This is a genomic window from Frondihabitans sp. VKM Ac-2883 (assembly GCF_015350875.1).
Lineage (GTDB): Bacteria > Actinomycetota > Actinomycetes > Actinomycetales > Microbacteriaceae > Frondihabitans.
The window spans coordinates 513,801-534,861 of sequence record NZ_JADKSF010000002.1 but is presented as its reverse complement, the minus strand read 5'-3'; the positions used below and the strand labels follow the sequence as shown (position 1 = coordinate 534,861).

Below are 21,061 nucleotides of genomic sequence, written 5' to 3'. Positions count from 1 at the left end.
CCGGATTGGTCTCCAAAGAGGAGTGGCCTCGGGGGCGCTAGGGCAACGCCGGCCGATCAGCCGATCAGCCGATCAGCCGATCAGGCTGGGGCGCAGGTCGCGCATGGTGCGGCGCTTCGTCATGCGTCGAGCGGCAACGAACGAGACCAGCAGCGCGCCGATCATCCAGAGGGCGAGCACTCCGGCGTCGCTCCACGCGGCGCCGATGTTGCCGCCGTACATGAGCTGACGGATGCCGTCGACGGCGTAGCTCATCGGCAGCGCGAAGTGCAGCGCCGCCAGCGGGCCGGGAAGGGTCTGCCAGGGGAACGTGCCGCCGGCGGTGACGAGCTGGATGAGCATCAGCACTAGCCCGAGGAATTGCCCGACACTGCCGAGAAGAACGTTGAGCATCATGATGATGGCCGCGAAAGTGATCGACGCAAGCACCATCAGGCCGACCATCGGCACCGGGTTCACGACGTCGAACCCGAGAGCGAACTTCACGATCGCGAACAGGGCCACCATCTGCACCAGACCGAGGATCGCGGGCGAGAGCCAGCCGGCGAGGGTGATTCGGCCGGGGGCGCGGACTGCCGTCAGGGCTCGCTTGGAGATTGGCTTGATGATCAGGAACAGCGCGTACATGCCGATCCAGGCGGCGAGGCTGATGAAGAACGGTGCGAGCCCCGCACCGTAGTTGCCAGCGCTCGCGATCGACGAGTCGCGAATGCTCACCGGGTCGGCGATCGCTGCGGCCTGGGTGTCTCGGGTGGCCGCGGTCGTGGCCGGAATCTGCTTGACGCCGTCTTTGAGGCCCTTCGTCAGCTTCGTCGAACCCGTGACGAGCGACTTCGCGCCCGAGTCGAGCTTTGTGATGCCGGACGAGAGCGAGGAGGCGCCGGTCGACGCGGTGGCCGCGCCGGAGGCGAGCTGCGCGGAGCCGTCGGCCGCGCTGGCGATGCCGCTCGTGAGGGCCGGAGCGGCCGTGCTGAGCTCGTTCGCTCCCGCGTCGAGCTGCTGGATTCCCGAGACGAGGGCCGGCGTCTGTGCCGAGAGCTTCGAGGTGCCTGCGGCGACCTGGGCACTGCCCGTGGCGAGCTGGCCGGTCGTGGTTTCGAGCGTGGACAGCTGCGTCTCGGCGGCAGTCGCGGCCGAGGTCAGCTTGGTGGCCGTGGACTCGTTCGAGGCATCGACGACCTGCTGGATGGCGGCCTTCTGCGCATCGGTCATTCCCGTGGCGGCGTAGATCTGGTTGAGAGCGGCCTGCTGCTTCTTCTGAGCGGCCGAGAGTTGAGCCGGCAGGGCTGCCGTGACATCAGACGCGGCCTGTTTCTGCAGGGCGACCCCGTCATCGAGCGCCTTGTTGCCCGCTGCGACCTTCTGAGCGCCGGTGTCGAGGGCTGCGGAGTCGGCCGGAAGCGACGAGGTCTGCGACTGCAGAGTGTCGAGGCCGCTCGACAGCTGCGCCGTCTGGGCGGGGAGAGCTGCGGTCTTGGTGCGGAGCTGCTGGAGACCCGTATTCAGACTCGATGCTCCGGTCGAGAGCTGGGATGCGCCCGAGGCGAGCTTCGTGGCGCCGGACTTCGCCGAGTCGAGACCGGATTTGAGGTCGGTCGCGCCCGAGGTGACCTTGCTGGATCCTGTGCTCGCGTCTTTCAGGTTGTCGCGGACGTCGTTCAAGCCGACGAGAAGGGTCTTGGCGGCCGTCTTGCCGACCTCCGCGGTGATCGTCGCCCGGATCGTCTTGCCCGCCTGATCCGCGATCGTCGACGAGAGATAGCTCGTCGTGTCGTTCGTGGTCAGGTCGATCTTGGCCGCGGTCGGATTTGTCGTCGACGCGCTCGTGAGGTCGGTCGAGAACGACTTCGGAATCGAGAAGACGAAGTTGTAGGTCTCGTCTTTGATGCCCTTGTCGGCCTCGGCCTGCGAGACGACATGCCAGTCGAAGTCGTTGCCGTCGACGAGCTGATCGGTGATCTTCCGCCCATAGTCGACCGCGTTGCCGTCGGAGTCGGTCGCCCCGGCATCGTTGTCGACGATCGCGGCGGGGATGTGGTCGAGCTTGGCGTAGGGATCCTGGTTGGCCCAGAGATACATTCCGCCGTAGAGCAGCGGAACACACATCAGTGCGATGAAGGCGAGCCGGGCGAGCGGCGACGCGGTGAGGCGCTTGAGCTCGGAGCGGACGAGGGCGGCGATCTTCATTCGGTGTCCTGCCATTGTGAAGCGGTTTCGGGCGCGGCGAGCAGCGCGCTGACGTGCGCGGCCGCGGCGACGCCGGTGACGAGGAGGACGGCGACGTGGCGGAGGGCGAGGTCGCGGACGACACCGAACCAGGCCGCGGTATCGCCGCCGTGGCGCTCCGGCGTGGTGATGATGAGGCCCTCGACGCCGGGGCGGAGGAGCGCGAGCTCGCAGAGAATGCGGATACGGGCCTCGGTCGGGAGGTGCTTGATGCGCGTCTCGTCGTGCTCGGCGAGACCGACCGCCTCGAGAAAGAGGTCGGACGTCACCCGGTTGCCACGCTGGCCAGCGAGAGCGAGCTCCTCCTGCACGACCGTGCGGACGGTGAGGTCGGCGAACGGCTCGGCGACGGTCGGGGTGTCGATGAGGGCGAACGCCTCGCGGATGCGGGCGGGGTCGTCGACGCCGTCGATCAGCACTCGGCCGGTGTCAGGGGCCATGCGGCCACCGGCGATGAGCGAGGCGAGTGTCGGGGCCCCCTCCGTCTCGACCGCGACGACCGCGGGAGTGTCGCTGGTGGCGGTGGCGTCGAGCCGGGGCAGCGGAGCGCCGGGGCCCTCGCCGATGGCGACGCCGTCGAGGGTGAGTCTCATCGTTCTTCTTCCGGAGTGAGGGTGGTCAGAATGGTCGTCGCCTCGGCGTGACCGAAGCCGGCGAGGGCGAGCACCGAGAGCACGACGAGGCGTCGCCCCTCCGCGGTCGAGATCTCATGTCGGGTCGACTCGTCGAGCACGGAGATGGCGGCGCTCTCGATCAGGTGGGCCAGGGTGCGCGCGTCGATGTCGTCGCGGAACGAGCCGTCGGCGATGCCGCGCTCGACGATGCCGCGGACGTGCTCGCGCAGGGGGAGGAGCGCGTCGCCGACCAGCAGCGCCTGCGGCCCGCGCACAGTGATGAGGGCCATGGTTCGGACGTGATCGACCTCGTTCCAGAGGCGGGCACCGACGGTAGCGAGCTGAAGTGCAGGATCCGTCGGCTCGGCCCCCGGCACGGCACCGGCGCCCGGCAGCAGCGCCGCGTTGATGCGCGCGGCGCCCCGCAGCGCCAGCTCGCGAAGCAGGTCGTCGCGGTTCGCGAAGTGGCCATAGAGGGCGCGACGGGAGAGCCCGGCCTCGGCGGCGACGGCTTCGAGGGAAGCGTTCGGGTCGCGGTTGAGCAGGGTGCCGGCAGCGAGCAGGAGGCTCTCGCGGTTCTCGGTCGCGTCGCGGCGCGGGGCGCGCGGGCGGCTGGCGGTAGAAGGCATGCAGCGAGTGTACGCCTAACTTGCACTCTCGTGTGCACTTTACGGAAGCAGGTCGATGGTGACCTGACCTAATTGCTTGACACGTCGGATCCTCGGCCCGCTATGCTCGGTTCTCCGTGCCACTTCGGCACGCCGCCCCTGGAAGGAACGAAATGCTGAACAACCAGCAACTCGCCCCGCGCTATGAGCTCGAGCTCAGCCAGCGCACCTTCCACGAACCCATCTAGGGCCGTAGCTTTCGATCCGTCGAAGCCCCGGCCGCCGATGAGGCCCGGGGCTTCTCTCGTTTCTTTCGACACTGCAGGTCGCTCGGAATGCGCCTCCCCGGGTGCACTCCGTCACACCGAACAGAAACGAAAGGACCATGAAGAAGATCACGAACCGGCTGCTGAGCTGGGCGAGCATCCTGGAGGACTCCACGGAGGCCCAGGCTCGCACCACCTCGACCATGCCGTTCATATTTCCGCACCTCGCTCTGATGCCGGACGCCCACCTGGGTCTCGGCGCCACCGTGGGGTCGGTCATCCCGACACTCGGGGCGGTCATGCCGGCCGCCGTGGGCGTCGACATCGGCTGCGGCATGATCGCCGTGAAGACGCAGTTCACCGCCGCCGACCTGCCCACCGACCGCAAGCCGGTGCGCGAGGCGATCGAGCGGGCCGTGCCGACCTCGGCCGGCTCGTACAACCGCAAGGTGGTGGCGACTGCCGCACCGCGCATCGACGAGCTCACGGCGATGGCCGTCGAGGCCGGATTCGACCCGGCGTCGTACACGAAGAGCTGGGAGCTGCAGCTCGGCACGCTCGGCTCGGGCAACCACTTCATCGAGATCAGCCTCGACGAGAACGACGACGTCTGGCTGTTCCTGCACTCGGGCAGCCGAGGCGTGGGCAACAAGATCGCGCAGAAGCACATCCAGGTCGCCAAGGCGCTCATGAAGAAGTGGTGGATCGCGCTGCCCGACGACGACCTCGCCTACCTGATCGAGGGCACGTCGGAGTTCGACCGGTACATCGCTGAGCTCCGCTGGGCGCAGCACTTCGCCCTGCTCAACCGCGAAGAGATGATGGACCGCGTCGTGCGGCAGTTCGCCGACTGGATGGGATCGCCCGTCACCGAGCTCGAGCGCATCAACACGCACCACAACTTCACGCAGAAAGAGACGCACTTCGGCAAGAGCGTCTGGCTCTCGCGAAAGGGCGCGATCTCGGCGCGGGCCGGTGAGGCCGGGCTGATCCCCGGCTCCATGGGCACGGCGTCGTACGTGGTCGAGGGGCTCGGCAACAAGCTCGCACTCGACTCGTCGCCGCACGGCGCGGGTCGGCAGTTCTCGAGGTCGAAGGCTCGCAAGACCTTCACGCACGATCAGCTGCGCGAGGCGATGGTCGGCATCGAGTACCGCGACACCGACGCATTCCTCGACGAGATCCCGCAGGCGTACAAGCCGATCGACCAGGTGATGGACGACGCGTCCGATCTGGTGTCGATCCGGCACACGCTGCGGCAGATCGTGAATGTGAAGGGCGACTAGCTGCTGCCGGTCGCGCCCGCTTCCGAATTTGAAGGAGAAACGCGCCGGCCCCGACGGAAACATCAGGATCCGCCGGGGTCGAGGGCGCGGATCTCCTTCAAATTCGGAGCAGGGCGCGGGGATGATTAACTGGACACGTGAGCCCACTTCACCGTCAGCCCCGGCTGATCCTCCTCGTATTCGCGGGCGGCGCCGTCGGCACCGGCATCCGCGAGGCGCTGTCGCTCACCTGGCCGGCCGCGCCCCACGGGTTCCCGACGACGGTTTTCGCCATCAACCTCGTCGGCTCGTTCGCGCTCGGAGTGCTGCTCGAGTCGCTCTCTCGGCGCGGATCGGATGACGGGGGGCGCCGGATCCTTCGCCTTCTCTTCGGCACCGGCGTGCTCGGCGGCTTCACCACCTACAGCGCGCTCGCGACCGACGTGGCGACCCGCCTAGGATTCGCGACCGGCGTCGCTCTGACCTACGCGGCACTGTCGCTGCTCGCCGGGGTCGCGGCGGCGGCACTGGGCATCGCCGTCGCCGGGGCCGTGCAGTCGCGCTCGACCCGCCACGTCACCGGCAATGAAGAGGAGGACGCCGGATGACCACCCCTCTCGTCTTCCTCGCGATCTGCCTCGCCGGCGGTGTCGGGTCGTCGCTGCGCTTCGTTCTCGACGGCGTCATCAAGGCGCGCGTCAGCCGCTTTCCGGTCGCGACCGTCGTGATCAACGTCACCGGATCGTTCGGGCTCGGCCTGCTGACCGGGCTCGGCACGGCGGCCGGTTTGCCGCACGAGTGGGTGCTAATTCTCGGGGGTGGCCTCATGGGCGGCTACACGACGTTCAGCACCGCGAGCGTCGAGACCGTGCGTCTTGTGCACGACCGCCGGTACGGGGCAGCAGCCCTCTACGGCATCGGGATGCTCGTCGTATCGATCGCCGCCTCCGGTCTCGGTCTCGTGCTCGGCGGGGCGTTCTAAGGGGGCCTTTCCGCTCACCCCTCGTCGAGCCGCCGACGCTGTGCCATCCTCGACCTCATGGACCCCGTGACCTCGATCGCCTGGATCGTCGCGTTCGTCATCGTGACCGTCGCCGTGACCGGGCTCTCGGGTCGAGTCGGCTGGTCGGCCCCGGTCGCCCTCGTCGCGGTCGGAGCAGTGGCGTCGTTCATCCCCGGTGTGCCGAGGGTCACGCTCGAGCCGGATCTGATCCTCTATGCCCTCCTGCCGCCCCTGCTGTTCGCCGCCGCCATTCGCACGTCGCTGATCGACATTCGGGCTCGTAACGACAGCATCGTGCTGACCAGCGTCGCGCTCGTCGCCTTCACCGTCGTGGTGGTCGGATTCGCCGCCTGGTGGATCGTGCCGGGCATCACGATCGCGGCGGGCCTCGCGTTCGGCGCTGTGGTCGCGCCCACCGACGCGGTCGCGGTCACGGCGGTGACCGGCAAGGTGCCGCTTCCGCGTCGAGTCGTGACGATACTCGAGGGCGAGAGCCTGCTCAACGACGCCACGGCTCTCGTGGCACTCGATGCGGCAATCGCCGCCATCCACCATACGGTTAAGCCCGGTGAAGTCGCGGTTGATTTTGGCCTCGCGGTGATCGTCGGCGGAGGTATCGGCCTGGTCGTCGGTATCGTGCTGGCCCAGATTCGTAGCCGGCTCCGGTCCGCCGTGCTCGACACGAGCCTCTCGCTCGTCACCCCCTTTCTCGCTTTCCTCCCCGCGCAACTCCTCCACGGCTCCGGGGCGCTCGCCGTCGTCGTAGCCGGCCTCTACCTCGGCTACCGGTCGCCCGTCGTGCTCTCGGCCGAGGCCCGCGTGGCCGAACGGCTCAATTGGCGCACAGTGCAGTTTCTGCTCGAGAACGCCGTGTTCCTCTTCATCGGCCTCAATCTCGCGGGGGTGCTCGAGAACGTGGTCCGATTCGGGCCGGGGCTCTGGCCGACCATCGGCATCAGCTTCGCCGTGCTCGCCATCGTGATCGCTGCCCGGTTCGCGTGGGTGTTCTTCACGATGTTCCTCTACCGGATCGGGCCGGCGCGAGTCCGCGAACGCGCGTGGACGGCCGCGTCGAGCACGGTCGTCTCGGCGGCCGGTATCCGTGGCGTGGTCACTCTGGCTGCGGCCTTTCTCCTTCCCGAAGGCACTCCGCAGCGCGAACTGCTGCAGTTCTTGGCGTTCGTCGTCGTTCTCGGCACGCTGCTGCAGGCACTTCCCTTGCCGCTGCTCATCCGCCGGGTGCACCTGCCCGCCCCGAACCTCGCGCAGGAGTGGACCGAACGACAGCTGCTCACGGCAGAGGCCAAGCAGGCCGGCATCGACCGGCTCGACGCCGTGCGCGGCGACGACGATGAGGAGCGCGTCGTCGAGCAGCTCCGGCGCGCATCGAGCTTCCTCTCCGAGTCGCTCGCGAACCCGGCGCCTCCCGACCGCGAGCAGTCGCCGGTGATGTTCAGCAGGCTTCGCGGCAGCATGATCGAGGCCGAGCGCGAGGCCGTGCTTCTTGCGCGCCGCGAAGGGCGGTACCAGGAGAACGCCGTGCAGGCCGTGTTGGCGGCGATCGACGCCGAAGAGACGGCGCTCCGAGCACGGCACCCGAAGGCGATCGGCGAGTAGCGCCGTCGGCGGGCGCCGGTCCGATCAACCGAGATGGGAGAGCAGGATCCGCGAGATGTCGGTGGGCTGGATCCTGATCGCGCTGTCGCCGTCGACCGGCACGCCGCTCCCGTATCGGCCGAGGGCGAGGAACGACCGCGTCAGCACGGGGTCGGCGCCGCCGTGGCCGCCCTCGTCGAGGTGCCCGTGGTCGGTCGTGACGCCGACCAGCCAGTCTTCGTCGTGCGTGCTCGCCCGGCGCTCAACCGCGGCCAGGATCGTGCCGAGGTGGGCATCGACACGCGCGACGGCGGCGTCGTACTCGGGGGCGACCCCGCCATAGAGATGACCGGCCTCGTCGACTTCGCCGAGGTAGACGAAGCTCGCGTCGGGCCCGGCGTCACGGATCGCAAGGCGCGTGAAGGCGGCGATGTCGCCGTCGGCCATGCGGTAGCCGTAGGTCTCGCCGTCGCGGACCACGAGGCGATGGCGGCCGGCTCTCTGGTCGTCGAGCCGAGTGGTGAGGATCGGACCCGCGCTCGCCGGATCGGCGAGCGGCGGCCAGCTCACCGCGGCGAAGGTGGAGCGGCCCGCGTGCGAGGCGCGTGCGAGGAAATCGGTGGTGGAGTCGAGGTAGTGACCGTGAAAGGTGTTGTCGAAAACGCCGTGGACCGAATGCGGTGCTCCGGTCAGAATGGACGACCAGCCGGGGCCGGAGATCGTCGGCACCTCCATCTCGAGCGGGAGGAGCTGGCCCGCGCGGGTGAAGGCGGCGAGCACGGGGGCGTGGACGCCTGTGAGGGCGTCGTCGATGCGCAGGCCGTCGATGCCGACCAGCAGGATCTTGCGCGGGTTCGCGTGTGTGGTCGTTCCGGGGCTCGAATCGGGGATCGTGCGTGCGATCTCGTCGGGGTTCGTGCGTGCGTTCATGCCGGCAGAGTGGCGAGCCCGGGTGAACGAGCGGTTGCGAATACGGGGAGGTGTCTCGGCCTTGTGGATAACTCCGACGGGGATCGAGAGCGTGTCCGTATTATTACTGGGTGACCGATCAGATCGACGACCTCCGCTTCGAGACCACCCGTCTCGACCTGTCGTCGAGCCGCCGCGCCTCGCAGGGGGGCGATTCGAGCGGTGATGTTCCCCGTCCGGTGCGATCCGGCCGGCCGTCTGCCGTGGCCATCTGGCTGATCGGATCGGGCGTGCTGTTGCTCGTGCTCGCGCTCGCGGCTATGTACTTCACCGGTGCGCTCGGTGGTTCACTCATCGTCGATCCCGGTGTCGTCGTCAACAATGGGCTGCCCCTCGCCAAAGGCGTCTTCAATGGCGCGGCCGCTGTGACGATCGGCCTGCTGGTGGTCTCGTCGGTCGTTCTCCCCGGCCAGTCGAAAGACCCGAAGTCGGCGAGTTTCAGCCAGTGGCACGCAACACGCTGGGCGACGTGGTCGGCCACCGTGTGGTTTATCGCGGGTGTGGCCACGCTGATGTTCACGGCGGCAAATGTGCTCGGGGTGCCGTTTACCTCTTCGACTTTCCGTCGCCAATTCTTCTTCTTCACGTTCCAACTCGAGCTGGGTCAGACCTGGGTCGTCTCGATCGGCTGCACGCTCGTGGCCCTGATCATCCTGCTCGCCACGAAAAACGTCTCGTGGACGGCCACGGCGACGGTGTTCTCCCTCCTCGCGTTGCTCCCGCTCTCCCTTTCCGGCCACTCATCGGGCACGAACGAGCACGTCAACGCGGTGAACAGCCTGGCCATGCACCTCATCGGCGTCACCGTGTGGATGGGCGGTCTGATCGCAGTCATCCTGCTGCGCAACAAGGCGGGCCGGCATCTCGCAGCGATCGTCTCCCGCTACTCCACGATCGCCGTCTGGGCCTTCGCCTTCGTCGCGTTCTCCGGCGTGATCAACGCGAGCCTGCGTCTGACCGGCCCGGCCGACCTCGTGACGACGAATTACGGCGTACTGATCCTGGTCAAGTCGGTCATCCTGATTGGGCTGGGTGTGGCTGGCGTCGTGCACCGGCGACGGGTGATTCCACGGCTCATCCGAGAACCGGGTCGCTCTCGGGCGTTCGTCCGGCTGGCCGTGGTCGAGGTCGTCTTCATGGCGGTCGCGATGGGTCTGTCGGTGGCCCTCTCGAGGAGCGCGCCGCCCGTACCGCAGGTCGCGGAGGGCGACACCCGCGATGGGCTAATCGGCTTCGCGTACCCGGCGCCCGTCACGCTGCCGCGCTTCCTGTTCGGGTTCCACCCTGACTACTTCTTCATCGCCGTCGCGGCCGTCATGGCCGGTCTCTACCTGGTCGGCGTCTACCGCCTCAAGCGCCGCGGCGACAGCTGGTCGTGGGGCCGCACCGTCCCCTGGCTCTTCGGCTGTTTCGGAGTGCTCTTCGCCACGAGCGGCGGCCCGAGCGTCTACGGCGCCGTGAACTTCTCGACACACATGATCCAGCACATGGTGCTGATGATGTACGTCCCGCCGCTCCTCGTGCTGGGTGCCCCGATTCTGCTGGCGCTTCGCGTGCTCCCGAAGCGCCACGACAACAGCCGCGGAGCTCGCGAGTGGCTGATGCTCATCACGCACTCGCGCTACGCCGGCTTCATCACCAACCCCATCGTCGCGGCGGTGGTCTTCGCTGGCAGTCTCGTCGCCTTCTACTGGACGGGCTGGTTCGAAGCCTCGCTGCAGACGCACCCCGGGCACTTCATCATGGAGGTCCACTTCCTCCTCTCCGGGTACGTCTTCTTCTTCGTGCTGATCGGCGTCGACCCCGGCCCCAAGCGGCCGCCGTTCCCACTCCGAATCATCCTGCTTCTCGCGACGCTCGCGTTCCATGCGTTCTTCGGTCTCGCCATCATGTCGGGCACCGACATCCTCGCCGCCGACTGGTGGCATGCGCTCGGCAAGACGAACTACCAAGACCTCCTGGCCGATCAGCACACGGGTGGCGCCATCGCGTGGGGTGCAGGCGAGTTCCCGACCGTGCTCGTGGCCCTGATGGTGATGCGTCAGTGGATCACCAGCGACGAGAAGACCGCCAAGCGGTACGACCGACGAGCTGACGTCGACGGAGACGCCGAGCTGAACGCCTACAACGAGCAGCTCGCGCGCATGGCCGGCAAAGCACCGGCGGGCCCGGCCGGCAACTCAGGCTCCGGCGACGCGGGCTCCGACAACGCCCGCTAATCGCGTTCCCCGTAAGATTTCAGGCATGACGGTCCGGGTCGCTTCGAGGGGTTTGCGCGTCATACGCGGCCTGATCGTGGCGACCCTCTCCGTGGCAATCGCTGCGTTCTCGCACGTCGTCGGCGGCGGCATGGTGCCGGGCCTCCTCGGCACGGTGCTGGCTCTCGTCTTTGCCTGCCTCGTCTGCATCGCCCTCAGCGCACGGGCCCTCGCCGTCGTTCCGTTGGCGGTCTCCGTCGGCGTGAGCCAGATCGTCTTCCACCTGCTCTTCAGCCTCGGATCGTCGCTTCCCGCCTCGGCCGGCAGCGGTCACTCGGTGGGCATGCTCGGCATGGTGATGTCGGGCGGCTCGACCGTCCACCTCCCCGACGTCGCCGGATCGGCCAGCCACGGCATGGAGGGCATGAGCGACACGCGCATGTGGCTCGGCCACGCCGGGGCTGCTCTCCTCACGATCGCACTGCTGCTCCACGGTGAGCGGGCGCTGGTGACCATCGCCCGACTTGCGGTCGCCCGGCTCGCGCTGGTGTCGCGGATCCTCGGGTTCGCCCTGTTCCCCGACCGGCACGGGCTCGTCCGGGCTCTGGCCGACCGACGTGGCATTCGCCGGCTCGGTGTGCTCCTCGCTGCTCGCCCCCATCGCGGCCCACCCGCTGTCGTCTGATCCCATTTTCCTGCGACCGCCCGCTGCCGGGCGAAGTCGCTGCGCCCCGAGCCTCCCGCGCCCGGGCGCCATTCAGACGACAGAAAGACGATTCACCATGCCCACCACCCGCACCCGCACCCTCGCCCTGCGCGCCGCGTTCGCCCTTCCCCTCGCCGGTGCTCTCGCACTGGCCGCACCTCTCGCCGCATCGGCACACGTGCACGTCGAGGGCGACGACGTGACCGCTGGTTCGTACTCCACGCTCCAGTTCAAGGTTCCGACTGAGTCGGCCACCGCGTCGACGACCAAGGTCGCTGTCGACTTCCCAACCGACCACCCGTTCACCTCAGTGTCGTACCAGCCGCTCGCCGGCTGGAAAGCCGTCGTGACCACCAGCACGCTCCCCAAGGCCGTGAAGACCGACGACGGCACCATCACGAAGGCGGTTACCCGCGTCACCTGGACCGCCGCCTCGACCGCCGACGGGATCGCGCCGGGAGAGTTCCAGCTCTTCACCGTGTCGGCCGGTGCCGTTCCCGAGGTCGACGAGGTCGAGCTCCCGACGACGCAGACCTACAGCGACGGCAGCGTCGTCAAATGGAACGAGCCGACTCCCGCCGACGGCGAAGAGCCCGAACACCCCGCACCGGTGCTCGCGATCGGCGCGGCGACCGAGAGCCACCACGGCGGCGTGACGGCCACCGACACGGCGACGGCGACGCCGGTGGCATCCGCCAGCACCGGAACCACCTCGGGCCTGGGGCTCGGCTTCGGCATCGCCGGTCTCGGGCTCGGAGCCCTGGCCCTCGTGGTCGCGCTCCTCGCCTACGTGCGGAGCGCTCGAGGCTCGGCCCGCTCGTGAGGCGCCTCGCCACGGCCCTCGTGGTCACTGTCGGGGTCGGCGCCCTCGTGCTCGCCCCGGCAGCCGCCGCGAGCGCGCACGACTACCTCGTGTCGTCGACGCCGAAGGCCGGCTCGACCGTGTCGACCGAGCTCACGAGCGTCAAGCTGACCTTCGACGATCGCGTGCTCGATCTGTCGGGCGACGGTTCGTCGAATGTCGTCCAGGTGACCGGCCCAGCCGGAAAGCACTTCGAGACCGGTTGCCCGACCATCGCCGACACCGATGTGACCGTGCCGGTCGCCCTGGGCGCGTCCGGCGACTATACGGCCCGCTGGCAGATCGTCTCGGCCGACGGTCACACGGTGACGTCGTCGCTCGCGTTCAGCTACGACAAGCCGGCGTCGGCGACCGCGGCGGAAGGCGCCGACCGCAGACCGACCTGCGGTGACCAGGCGCCCGCAGCCTCGTCGGGCTCCGCGGCCGCGACCGATGGCGATGGCACCACCCCGAAGGCGACGAGCCAAGGATCCAACGGCCTCCCCCTCACCCTCGGGGTCGGCGGCGGGGTGATCCTCGTCGCGCTCGTGGCCGTCGTCGTGGTGCTCACCAGGGCGCGGCGCGGCTCCGGCTCGCAGCCGCCGTCGGCTGACTAGGGCCGGCGAACCCGCGTCAGACCGAAATAACGCAATCGAGCCACGGCATGCCGTGGCTCGATTGTGTTTTTCGTAAGTCGATTCTGCCCGCCGGGCCGTCGGATCCTCGGCTCCGATACACTGGGGTGCACCTGCGCACGGGTGCGATCCCCGACCGCGAGGAGAACACCATGCCCGCAATCGTGATCATCGGAGCCCAGTGGGGCGACGAGGGCAAAGGCAAGGCGACCGACCTGCTCGGCAGCCGCATCGACTACGTCGTCAAATTCAACGGTGGCAACAACGCCGGTCACACGGTCGTGATCGGCAATCAGAAGTACGCCCTGCACCTGCTGCCGTCGGGCATCCTGACCCCGGGCGTGACGCCGGTGATCGGCAACGGTGTCGTGGTCGACATCGAGGTGCTGTTCGACGAGCTCGACGCCCTCATCGCCCGAGGCGTCGACGTGTCGAAGCTCCGTGTCAGCGCCAACGCGCACCTCATCACGCACTACCACCGCACGCTCGACAAGGTCACCGAGCGCTTCCTGGGGTCGCGTTCGATCGGCACTACCGGTCGCGGCATCGGGCCGGCCTACGCCGACAAGATCAATCGTGTCGGCCTTCGGGTGCAAGACCTCTTCGACGAGAACATCCTGCGACAGAAGGTCGAGGCGGCTCTCGACCAGAAGAACCACCTGCTCGTCAAGATCTACAACCGCCGGGCGATCAGCGCCGACGAGGTCGTCGAGACGCTGCTCAGCTACGCCGAGCGCCTGCGCCCGATGGTCGCCGACACCGCACTGGAGCTGCACCACGCGCTCGAAGCGGGCAAGAACGTCCTCTTCGAGGCGGGCCAGGCGACCATGCTCGACGTCGACCACGGAACGTACCCGTTCGTGACCTCGTCGTCAGCCACCGCGGGGGGCGCCTCGACCGGTTCGGGCATCGGCCCGGGGCAGATCTCGCGCGTCGTCGGAATCGTGAAGGCCTACACGACCCGCGTCGGAGCCGGCCCGTTCCCGACCGAGCTCTTCGACGCGTCCGGGGAGTTCCTCCGCAGTCAGGGCTTCGAGTTCGGCACCACGACGGGTCGTCCGCGCCGCTGCGGCTGGTACGACGCCCCGATCGCGCGCTACTCGGCTCGCATCAACGGCGTGACCGACTTCGTGCTGACCAAGCTCGACGTGCTGACCGGTCTCGAGACCATCCCCGTCTGCGTGGCCTACGAGGTCGACGGCGTCCGCTTCGACGAGATGCCCGTCTCGCAGTCCGACTTCCACCACGCGAAGCCGATCTACGAAGAGTTCCCCGGCTGGTCCGACGACATCACCGGAGCCCGCAGCTTCGACGACCTCCCTGTCGCGGCGCAGAACTACGTCCTCGCCATCGAGAAGATCTCAGGATCCCGCATCTCCGTAATTGGGGTCGGCCCCGGGCGCGACGAAGTCGTCGTCCGGCACGACCTCCTCGGCGACTGGTAGAGCGTCACTGCTTGTCGACGAGGGGCGTCGAGGGGGTCGGCTCTACGGGTTGCCGATAAAGTCGACCTATGGAACCGAGACCGACACCAGTCGAGCGCCTGCGGAGCATCCGGCAGAGCATCGACAACATCGACGCTGCACTCGTTCACCTGCTCGCCGAGCGCTTCAAGTTCACTCAGACCGTCGGCCATTTGAAAGCGGATGCGGGAATGCCGCCGAGTGATGCTCAGCGGGAGGTAGAGCAGATCACGCGGCTCCGCGCGCTGGCGGCCGAGTCGCACCTCGATCCCGACTTCACCGAGAAATTCGTCAACTTCATCGTCGGCGAGGTCATCCAGCACCACGTTCGCATTGCGTCCGGTGCCAGCGAATCGGATGCAGGGCCGATCGGCGAGGCCGAGAACGACAGATGACTGCCGGCGCGCCCACGCGCCTCTATCTCGGTTGCTACACGGCGGGGAGTGGTTGCCACGGGCAGGGTATATCCGTTTTTGAACGGGGTGAAATCGACGAGCCGTGGCGACTCGAGCAGGTCGCGGGAGTCTCGGATCCTTCGTTCCTCGCACTCACCGAGGGTGCCGTGCATGCTGTCTCCGAGACGACGGCCGGGCGGGTCGTCTCATTCACGGTGTCGGCGGGGCAACTCGTTCCGGCTTCCGTCGCCGCTTCCGGGGGTTCCTCCCCATGCCATATCGCGCTGGATCCTGCCTCCGGGGCGATCGTGGTCGCCAACTACGGCGCGGGTACGCTCGCCGTTCTCTCGGCGGACGCGTTCGACGAGGCCCGCGTGGCCCGAGTTCTGCCTTTGCCCGGAGGCAGCGGGCCCGTCGTCGATCGCCAGGAGGGGCCGCACACGCACAGCGTGACTGCGACACCGTGGGGCACACTCCTGCTCGCAGATCTGGGCACCGACCGACTCGTCGAGGTCCGCGTCGACCCCATCACCCTCGAACCGCACTTCGTCGCCGTGCATCCGATGCCCTCGGGTTCTGGTCCGCGGCATTTGGCCTGGTGGGGATCGTCGCTGCTCGTGGCCGGTGAACTCGACGGTCGCGTCCATGTGATGTCGTACACCGACGGTGTCTTGGAGGTCGACTACTCGGTTGCGAGTTACGACGTGCGGGTAAATCACGGGACGGGCGAGGCGCTGCTCTCGCACATCGAGGTGTATCACGAACGCGTGTATGTGGCAGTTCGCGGACGCGATACCGTCGCGGTGCTGGCTAAACCGGAGTCGGCCGCACCCGAGACGAACCGCCTTACTCTCGTGGGCGAGGTGCCCTGTGGGGGGCGATGGCCGCGTCACTTCGCCATCGCCCCCTCACTGGAGGGTGCCGATCTCTACGTCGCCAACCAGATGTCGGACACCGTGTCGATCCTCGCTCTGGACGCGATCACAGGCATTCCCCGTCGTGCGATGAGTCTGATCGAGACCGGCAGCCCCTCCTGTGTGGTGTTCGCCTAACCCCGCTCGGGCACGACGAAGCTCGTCGCAGCGGAGTCGCCACCGAGGCGCTCCTGCGTCACCGTGAACTTCTCGCCGGGCTGGACGAACCCGAGGTTGTACGTGACCTCTGGCCCGGAGTACCACGATCCGGACGTGCGCGCTGGAGCCGAGATCACCTTACCGTCGAGGTCTCGGAATGTCGCAGTCGAGGGGTATCCCTTGAGCGTGACGTTGAAGGAGTAGGGACTGCCGAGGACCGGGCCGACCTCCGACACCTCGGGTGCCGGAGGTGCTCCCAGCGGTGCATTCGGAACGTGGAGTGTGATGGGGGCCGACCGGACACCGTCGACGGTGTGCACCACGCGGAGGACCTCGCCGGGCGTGACTTTGAGGCGAGTCGAGATGTAGTCTCGCGTTCGGACGTTGCCCAGGAGCTTGGAGATGTCTTTGCCCTCGGAGTTCAGAACCTCGTATTTGCCGGGATAGCCGCTCAGAGCGATCATGACGGTGGTGCCGTCGAAGTCGGTGACGGCGGCGTCGCCGGCGGGGCTGACGACCTGCATGGTCGCTTCCGGCGACTCGACGCCGTCGAGCGTCTGGGTTGCGATGAAAGTATTGACTACGCCGGTACCTAGACCGTCGAGCACGACCGTGCCCTTGCCGGACGGAGACAACCGGACGGCCTGGCTAATCAATTCCCTCGCCTGCAGCCGAACAGTGACGACCGCGGAGGGGCGGCCCGAGACCGGCAGGGTGTATTTGTGAAGGTCGCGGTCGTGCACGCTCGCCTCTCCGATCACGGGCGCCGCGAGTTCCTGGACACCGGCCTCTTCGTTGACGACGACCTGGCCGAGCGAGGCCCCGGTGCCGGATTCCTCGACCGTGTAGGTCTGAGCGCTGGTCGGGGCTGCGACGACGATGGCGGCTACGCCGGAGCGGATGGTCGAGCCTGCCACAGTGCGCCCTGCGGCATTCTTGACCGCGATCTGGGTGCCGTCTGTTCCCGAGATGGTGAGAGTCGAGCGGCCGTTCTCCGTCTCGCTCGAAACGCTGAAGGGAGAGGGAGCGGCTGCGGAGGCAGGGAGGGCGACGAAGAGGCTGGAGAGCACGAGGCCGACGGTACCGACGGTCAGGAGACATTTCTGGACAGGCATGATTTCTCGTTTCTGGTAGGAGGGAAGGCTGTGAGAGGCACCGCTCAGGGTGCGATGGTGAACCGGGTGTAGTCGGAGGTCGACCCGTGGATCTTGACGACGGCCTCGAGGGGGGATGATGCCGAAGCCACCGAGGTCGGCACGAGGAGCTGCTTGCGGCCCGAGGCGCCGATGACGCCCGCCGCGACGAGCTTGCCGGACGAATCGGTGACACGGAGGGTTCCGCCGGCCTCGCCCTCGACGGTCGCAAGGGCACGTGTCTCTGACACGAGTGCCGCTGTCACGACGGGCGCGACGGGACGGGAGGCGCCCGCGCCCTCGTTGACGACGACCCTGGTCGCTTCCGAGGAGGCGTTCTCCTGGACTTGGACGACGTCGTAGGTCGTTTCGCGCCCGGTGTCGGCGAGGAGGAGGCGGGTTTTTCCGCCCGTCAGCCGCTGGCCGGCGATCGCCAGCCCATCGGCGTTTCGGATGACAGCCTGGGCGCCGTCGAGACCCGAGACGTCGAAGACGACGCTCTTGCCCTCGATACTCGTGGTGACTTCGGGTGCCGTGAGGTCGGGACGGCGATCGTCGACATCGTGCGTGAACGTGGTGGTGTCGGCGGGGTCGTCGTAGTTGGTCAGCGTGACGGACAGGGTGTTGAGCTTGCCGGCCAGAATGGGTAGCTGGAACCCGAAGCGACCGGCTGCCGTGACTTCGAGATAGTCGGTCTCGCCACCCGTTGCCGTGTTCGTCACGACGGCGTAGTACTTCGGCTCGACACCTCCGAAGACCATGTTGACGTAGCTTCCGCTGCCCTGTTGGAAGATCTCTTCCGAGATGATGGGAAGGGGGCTGACGAGTGGAGAGAGGGCCGTCGGTGCCGAGTTGGCTGCTGGTATGGGTGCCGCTGCAGAAGCGGTCGCCGCCGGTAGGACGGCGGCGCCGCAGCCGATGGCTGCAGCCACGCCTGCGGCGAGCAGGCTTCGTTTATCGAACATGAAGTCTCTTTCTGATGGCGGGTCGTATCAGAAGAGTACAATATGATAATTACGTATCCCGGTGTATCACTCCGAGATGACTGCTCCGAAATGCGCGGGGAGGGTGCCGCGATTCGCGGCCTGCAGCTCGGCCAGATCGACCACGAACAGGCCCTGCACTTCGAGGCCTGGGTTCTGCTTGTCGGTGACACCGATGCGGGCGACCGGGTAGCCGCGACCCTCGCAGAGACCGCGGAACTTCACGTCGTCTTCGCGGGGGACGGACACGAGCACGCGGCCGGTCGACTCCGAGAAGAGGGCCGTCGCGGCGTCGACCCCGTCGCGCTCCATGACCTCGTCGAGCCACACTCGGGCGCCTACGCCGAAGCGGAGAACCGACTCGGCGAGGGCCTGGCCGAGGCCGCCTTCGCTGAGATCGTGCGCCGATCCGAGGAGCGACTCGCTGCCGCCGGCGGCCAGAAGGCCCGCAAGCTGACGCTCGGCCACGAGGTTGACCGCGGGGGGACGGCCGCCAAGGTGATCGTGGATGGTGCCGGCCCAGGCCGAGCCGTCAAGCTCGAGCGACGTCGTGCCGAGGAGGTAGATGTTGTCGCCCTCATCTTGCCACCCTGAGGGGATGCGCTTCGCGACGTCGTCGATCACGCCGAGCACGCCGATGACGGGCGTGGGGTGGATCGGCGCGGTACCGGTCTGGTTGTAGAACGAGACGTTTCCGCCCGTGACGGGGATCTCCATCTCGAGGCAGGCGTCGCTCAGGGCCTCGACGGTCTTCGAGAACTGCCACATGACCTCGGGGTTCTCGGGGGAGCCGAAGTTGAGGCAGTCAGTGACAGCGACCGGGGTGGCACCGGTGGCGGCAACGTTGCGGTAGGCCTCAGCGAGAGCCAGGCGAGCACCCTGCGCGGGGTCGAGCTGGCAGTAACGGCCGTTGGCGTCGGTCGCGATCGCGAACCCGAGGCCGCTCTCTTCGTCGACGCGAATCATGCCGCCGTCGTCGGGGAAGCTGAGCGCGGTGTTGCCGAGCACGTAGGTGTCGTACTGGTTGGTGATCCACGACTTGTCGGCCAGGTTCGGGGAGCCGAGAAGGGCCAGGAACTGCTCGCGGAGCTCGTCGCCGGTCTCGGGCCGATCGAGGCCGCGAGCGGTGTCGGCCTGGAGCTCGTCGAGCCAGGACGGGTAGGCGACGGGGCGCTCGTAGACGGGGCCGTCGACGGCCACGGTGCGCGGCTCGACGTTGACGATCTCTTCGCCGTGCCAGTTGATGATGAGGCGGCCGGTATCGGTGACCTCACCCAGCACGCTGGTCTCGACCTCCCACTTCGCGACGACCGCGAGGAATGCGTCGAGCTTGTCGGGGCGCACGACGGCCATCATGCGCTCCTGGCTCTCGCTCATGAGGATCTCTTCGGCGGTGAGCGTGGGGTCGCGCAGCAGCACCTTCTCGAGCTCGATGAACATGCCGCCATCGCCATTGCTGGCCAGCTCGGAGGTGGCGCACGAGATACCCGCGGCACCGAGGTCTTGGATGCCCTCGACGAGCTCGTCGCGGAACAGTTCGAGGCAGCACTCGATGAGTACCTTCTCGGCGAAAGGGTCGCCGACCTGCACCGAGGGGCGCTTGGTCGGGCCGCCGGCCGAGAACGTGTCGGAGGCGAGGATCGAGGCGCCGCCGATTCCGTCGCCACCCGTGCGGGCGCCGAACAGCACGACCTTGTTGCCGGCGCCCTTGGCGTTGGCGAGGTGGAGGTCTTCGTGGCGGAGGACCCCGACGCTCGTAACGTTGACGAGCGGGTTGCCCTGGTAGACGGCGTCGAACACGGTCTCGCCGCCGATGTTCGGCAGGCCGAGGCAGTTCGCGTAGAAGCTGATGCCCGACACCACGCCGTCGACGACGCGCTGCGTGTCGGGGGCGTCGATCGCGCCGAAGCGGAGCTGATCCATCACGGCGACCGGGCGGGCGCCCATCGAGATGATGTCGCGGACGATGCCGCCGACGCCGGTCGCGGCACCCTGGAACGGCTCGATGTAGCTCGGGTGGTTGTGGCTCTCGCCCTTGAAGGTCACGGCCCAGCCGTTGCCGATGTCGACCACGCCGGCGTTCTCGCCCATGCCGACCATGAGGTTCTTCTTCATGGCGGGGGAGACCTTCTCGCCGAACTGGCGGAGGTAGATCTTCGACGACTTGTACGAGCAGTGCTCGCTCCACATGACGCTGTACATCGCGAGTTCGCCAGAGGTGGGGCGACGGCCGAGGATCTCGCGGATCTTGAGGTATTCGTCTTCTTTCAGGCCGAGTGCACCGTAGGGCTGCTCGCGGTCAGGTGTCGCTGCAGCGTTCGAGACGGTGTCGGGAATGTGGCGCTCGGATCCTGCGCTGCCGGGAGCCTGGGTGAGTTCGGTAGTCACGCGACGAGCGCCTTTCGGATGACGGAGGTGAAGAAGGTGAGGCCGTCGACGCCCGACGACATGGCGAGGGCCGTGTCGGGGCCGAAGCCGGGCTCGGTGGCGTGCTCCGGGTGGGGCATGAGGCCCACCACGTTGCCGCGCTCGTTCGAGACGCCGGCGATGTCGTCGAAGGATCCGTTGGGGTTGACGCCGAGGTAGCGGAAGGCGACCTGACCCTGGCCCTCGATCCGCTTGACGGTCTCCGCATCGGCGATGAAGCGGCCGTCGGCGTTCTTCAGCGGGATGGTAATCTCTTGACCCTGCTCGAAGCCGTTCGTCCAGGCGGTGTCGGCGTTCTCGACGCGAAGGCGCTGGTCGCGGCGGATGAACTGCTGGTGCGCGTTGCGGGTGTGCGCGCCCGGGATGAGACGGGCCTCGGCGAGCATCTGGAAGCCGTTGCAGATGCCGAGAACGGGCATGCCCTTGTTCGCGGCATCGACGACCTCGCTCATGATCGGCGAGAGGCTGGCGATGGCGCCGGCGCGCAGGTAGTCGCCGTAGCTGAAGCCGCCGGGAAGGATGATCGCCTCGACGCCGTCGAGGTCGTGCGAGCCGTGCCACAGGGCGACGGGCTCGCCACCCGCGAGGCGAACGGCGCGCTGGGCGTCGCGGTCGTCGAGCGACCCGGGGAACGTGACGACGCCGATGCGCATGCCGGTT

19 protein-coding genes are annotated in these 21,061 nt (G+C 67.9%); 11 read left to right on the top strand and 8 right to left on the bottom strand.

Translation table 11 applies throughout. The features are described 5' to 3' along the window. Positions 1-72: 72 nt before the first annotated feature. The 3 genes from ITJ49_RS06115 to ITJ49_RS06105 are packed head-to-tail and all read right to left on the bottom strand — an operon-like array spanning position 73 to position 3,469. Positions 73-2,187 (bottom strand): YhgE/Pip domain-containing protein, encoded by a 2,115-nt coding sequence (locus ITJ49_RS06115; RefSeq protein ID WP_194602733.1) that lies wholly within the window; start codon positions 2,185-2,187, stop codon positions 73-75. After that, positions 2,184-2,819: a hypothetical protein gene (locus ITJ49_RS06110; RefSeq protein WP_194602731.1), complete on the bottom strand. Its 636-nt coding sequence runs from the start codon at positions 2,817-2,819 to the stop codon at positions 2,184-2,186. The genes ITJ49_RS06115 and ITJ49_RS06110 overlap by 4 nt, the downstream gene beginning before the upstream one ends. Next, positions 2,816-3,469 carry a TetR/AcrR family transcriptional regulator gene (locus ITJ49_RS06105; RefSeq protein ID WP_194602727.1) on the bottom strand — a complete coding sequence of 218 codons (654 nt, stop codon included), beginning with the start codon at positions 3,467-3,469 and terminating at the stop codon, positions 2,816-2,818. The genes ITJ49_RS06110 and ITJ49_RS06105 overlap by 4 nt, the downstream gene beginning before the upstream one ends. 364 nt (positions 3,470-3,833) lie before the next feature. Here ITJ49_RS06105 and ITJ49_RS06100 point away from each other — a divergent pair, with 364 nt between their 5' ends. From ITJ49_RS06100 to ITJ49_RS06085, 4 genes are all read left to right on the top strand, one after another. After that, positions 3,834-5,000: an RtcB family protein gene (locus ITJ49_RS06100; protein WP_194602724.1), complete on the top strand. Its 1,167-nt coding sequence runs from the start codon at positions 3,834-3,836 to the stop codon at positions 4,998-5,000. 137 nt (positions 5,001-5,137) lie between these two features. Beyond that, entirely contained in the window at positions 5,138-5,587 is a 450-nt protein-coding gene (locus tag ITJ49_RS06095) for a CrcB family protein (RefSeq protein ID WP_194602722.1), read from the top strand. Next, positions 5,584-5,961, top strand: a complete 378-nt coding sequence (crcB, locus tag ITJ49_RS06090) for a fluoride efflux transporter CrcB (protein ID WP_194602719.1) — start codon at positions 5,584-5,586, stop codon at positions 5,959-5,961. The genes ITJ49_RS06095 and crcB overlap by 4 nt, the downstream gene beginning before the upstream one ends. Positions 5,962-6,018: 57 nt before the next feature. After that, complete coding sequence (locus tag ITJ49_RS06085) at positions 6,019-7,599, top strand: Na+/H+ antiporter (RefSeq protein ID WP_194602716.1); 1,581 nt, start codon at positions 6,019-6,021, stop codon at positions 7,597-7,599. Between the two features lie 24 nt (positions 7,600-7,623). Here ITJ49_RS06085 and ITJ49_RS06080 read toward each other — a convergent pair whose 3' ends face one another. Beyond that, entirely contained in the window at positions 7,624-8,508 is an 885-nt protein-coding gene (locus ITJ49_RS06080) for an alkaline phosphatase family protein (RefSeq protein ID WP_194602713.1), read from the bottom strand. Between the two features lie 110 nt (positions 8,509-8,618). Here ITJ49_RS06080 and ITJ49_RS06075 point away from each other — a divergent pair, with 110 nt between their 5' ends. From ITJ49_RS06075 to ITJ49_RS06045, 7 genes are all read left to right on the top strand, one after another. Further along, positions 8,619-10,766, top strand: coding sequence for a cytochrome c oxidase assembly protein (locus ITJ49_RS06075; protein ID WP_370544390.1), 2,148 nt, complete (start codon positions 8,619-8,621; stop codon positions 10,764-10,766). Positions 10,767-10,791: 25 nt separating this feature from the next. After that, positions 10,792-11,430 carry a hypothetical protein gene (locus ITJ49_RS06070; RefSeq protein ID WP_194602710.1) on the top strand — a complete coding sequence of 213 codons (639 nt, stop codon included), beginning with the start codon at positions 10,792-10,794 and terminating at the stop codon, positions 11,428-11,430. A 97-nt stretch (positions 11,431-11,527) separates the two neighbouring features. Beyond that, the gene (locus ITJ49_RS06065) at positions 11,528-12,274 is read left to right on the top strand and encodes a YcnI family protein (protein ID WP_194602706.1); all 747 of its coding nucleotides are present in this window, start codon (positions 11,528-11,530) and stop codon (positions 12,272-12,274) included. Then, the gene (locus ITJ49_RS06060) at positions 12,271-12,909 is read left to right on the top strand and encodes a copper resistance protein CopC (RefSeq protein WP_370544389.1); all 639 of its coding nucleotides are present in this window, start codon (positions 12,271-12,273) and stop codon (positions 12,907-12,909) included. Before ITJ49_RS06065 ends, ITJ49_RS06060 begins: the two co-directional genes overlap by 4 nt. 170 nt (positions 12,910-13,079) lie before the next feature. Beyond that, positions 13,080-14,372 (top strand): adenylosuccinate synthase, encoded by a 1,293-nt coding sequence (locus ITJ49_RS06055; protein WP_194602703.1) that lies wholly within the window; start codon positions 13,080-13,082, stop codon positions 14,370-14,372. Between the two features lie 68 nt (positions 14,373-14,440). Continuing rightward, a complete protein-coding gene (locus tag ITJ49_RS06050; RefSeq protein ID WP_194602700.1) occupies positions 14,441-14,785 on the top strand; it encodes a chorismate mutase in 345 nt (114 codons plus the stop codon). Further along, entirely contained in the window at positions 14,782-15,837 is a 1,056-nt protein-coding gene (locus tag ITJ49_RS06045; RefSeq protein ID WP_194602697.1) for a beta-propeller fold lactonase family protein, read from the top strand. Before ITJ49_RS06050 ends, ITJ49_RS06045 begins: the two co-directional genes overlap by 4 nt. Here ITJ49_RS06045 and ITJ49_RS06040 read toward each other — a convergent pair. From ITJ49_RS06040 to purQ, 4 genes are all read right to left on the bottom strand, one after another. Next, positions 15,834-16,973, bottom strand: coding sequence for a hypothetical protein (locus tag ITJ49_RS06040; RefSeq protein ID WP_194602694.1), 1,140 nt, complete (start codon positions 16,971-16,973; stop codon positions 15,834-15,836). The two genes, ITJ49_RS06045 and ITJ49_RS06040, sit on opposite strands and share 4 nt — an antisense overlap. Before the next feature lie 44 nt (positions 16,974-17,017). After that, positions 17,018-17,956, bottom strand: a complete 939-nt coding sequence (locus tag ITJ49_RS06035) for a hypothetical protein (protein ID WP_194602691.1) — start codon at positions 17,954-17,956, stop codon at positions 17,018-17,020. A 66-nt stretch (positions 17,957-18,022) separates the two neighbouring features. Next, complete coding sequence (purL, locus tag ITJ49_RS06030) at positions 18,023-20,362, bottom strand: phosphoribosylformylglycinamidine synthase subunit PurL (protein ID WP_194602689.1); 2,340 nt, start codon at positions 20,360-20,362, stop codon at positions 18,023-18,025. Then, positions 20,359-21,054, bottom strand: a complete 696-nt coding sequence (gene purQ, locus ITJ49_RS06025; RefSeq protein ID WP_055962349.1) for a phosphoribosylformylglycinamidine synthase subunit PurQ — start codon at positions 21,052-21,054, stop codon at positions 20,359-20,361. Before purQ ends, purL begins: the two co-directional genes overlap by 4 nt. Positions 21,055-21,061 lie beyond the last annotated feature (7 nt).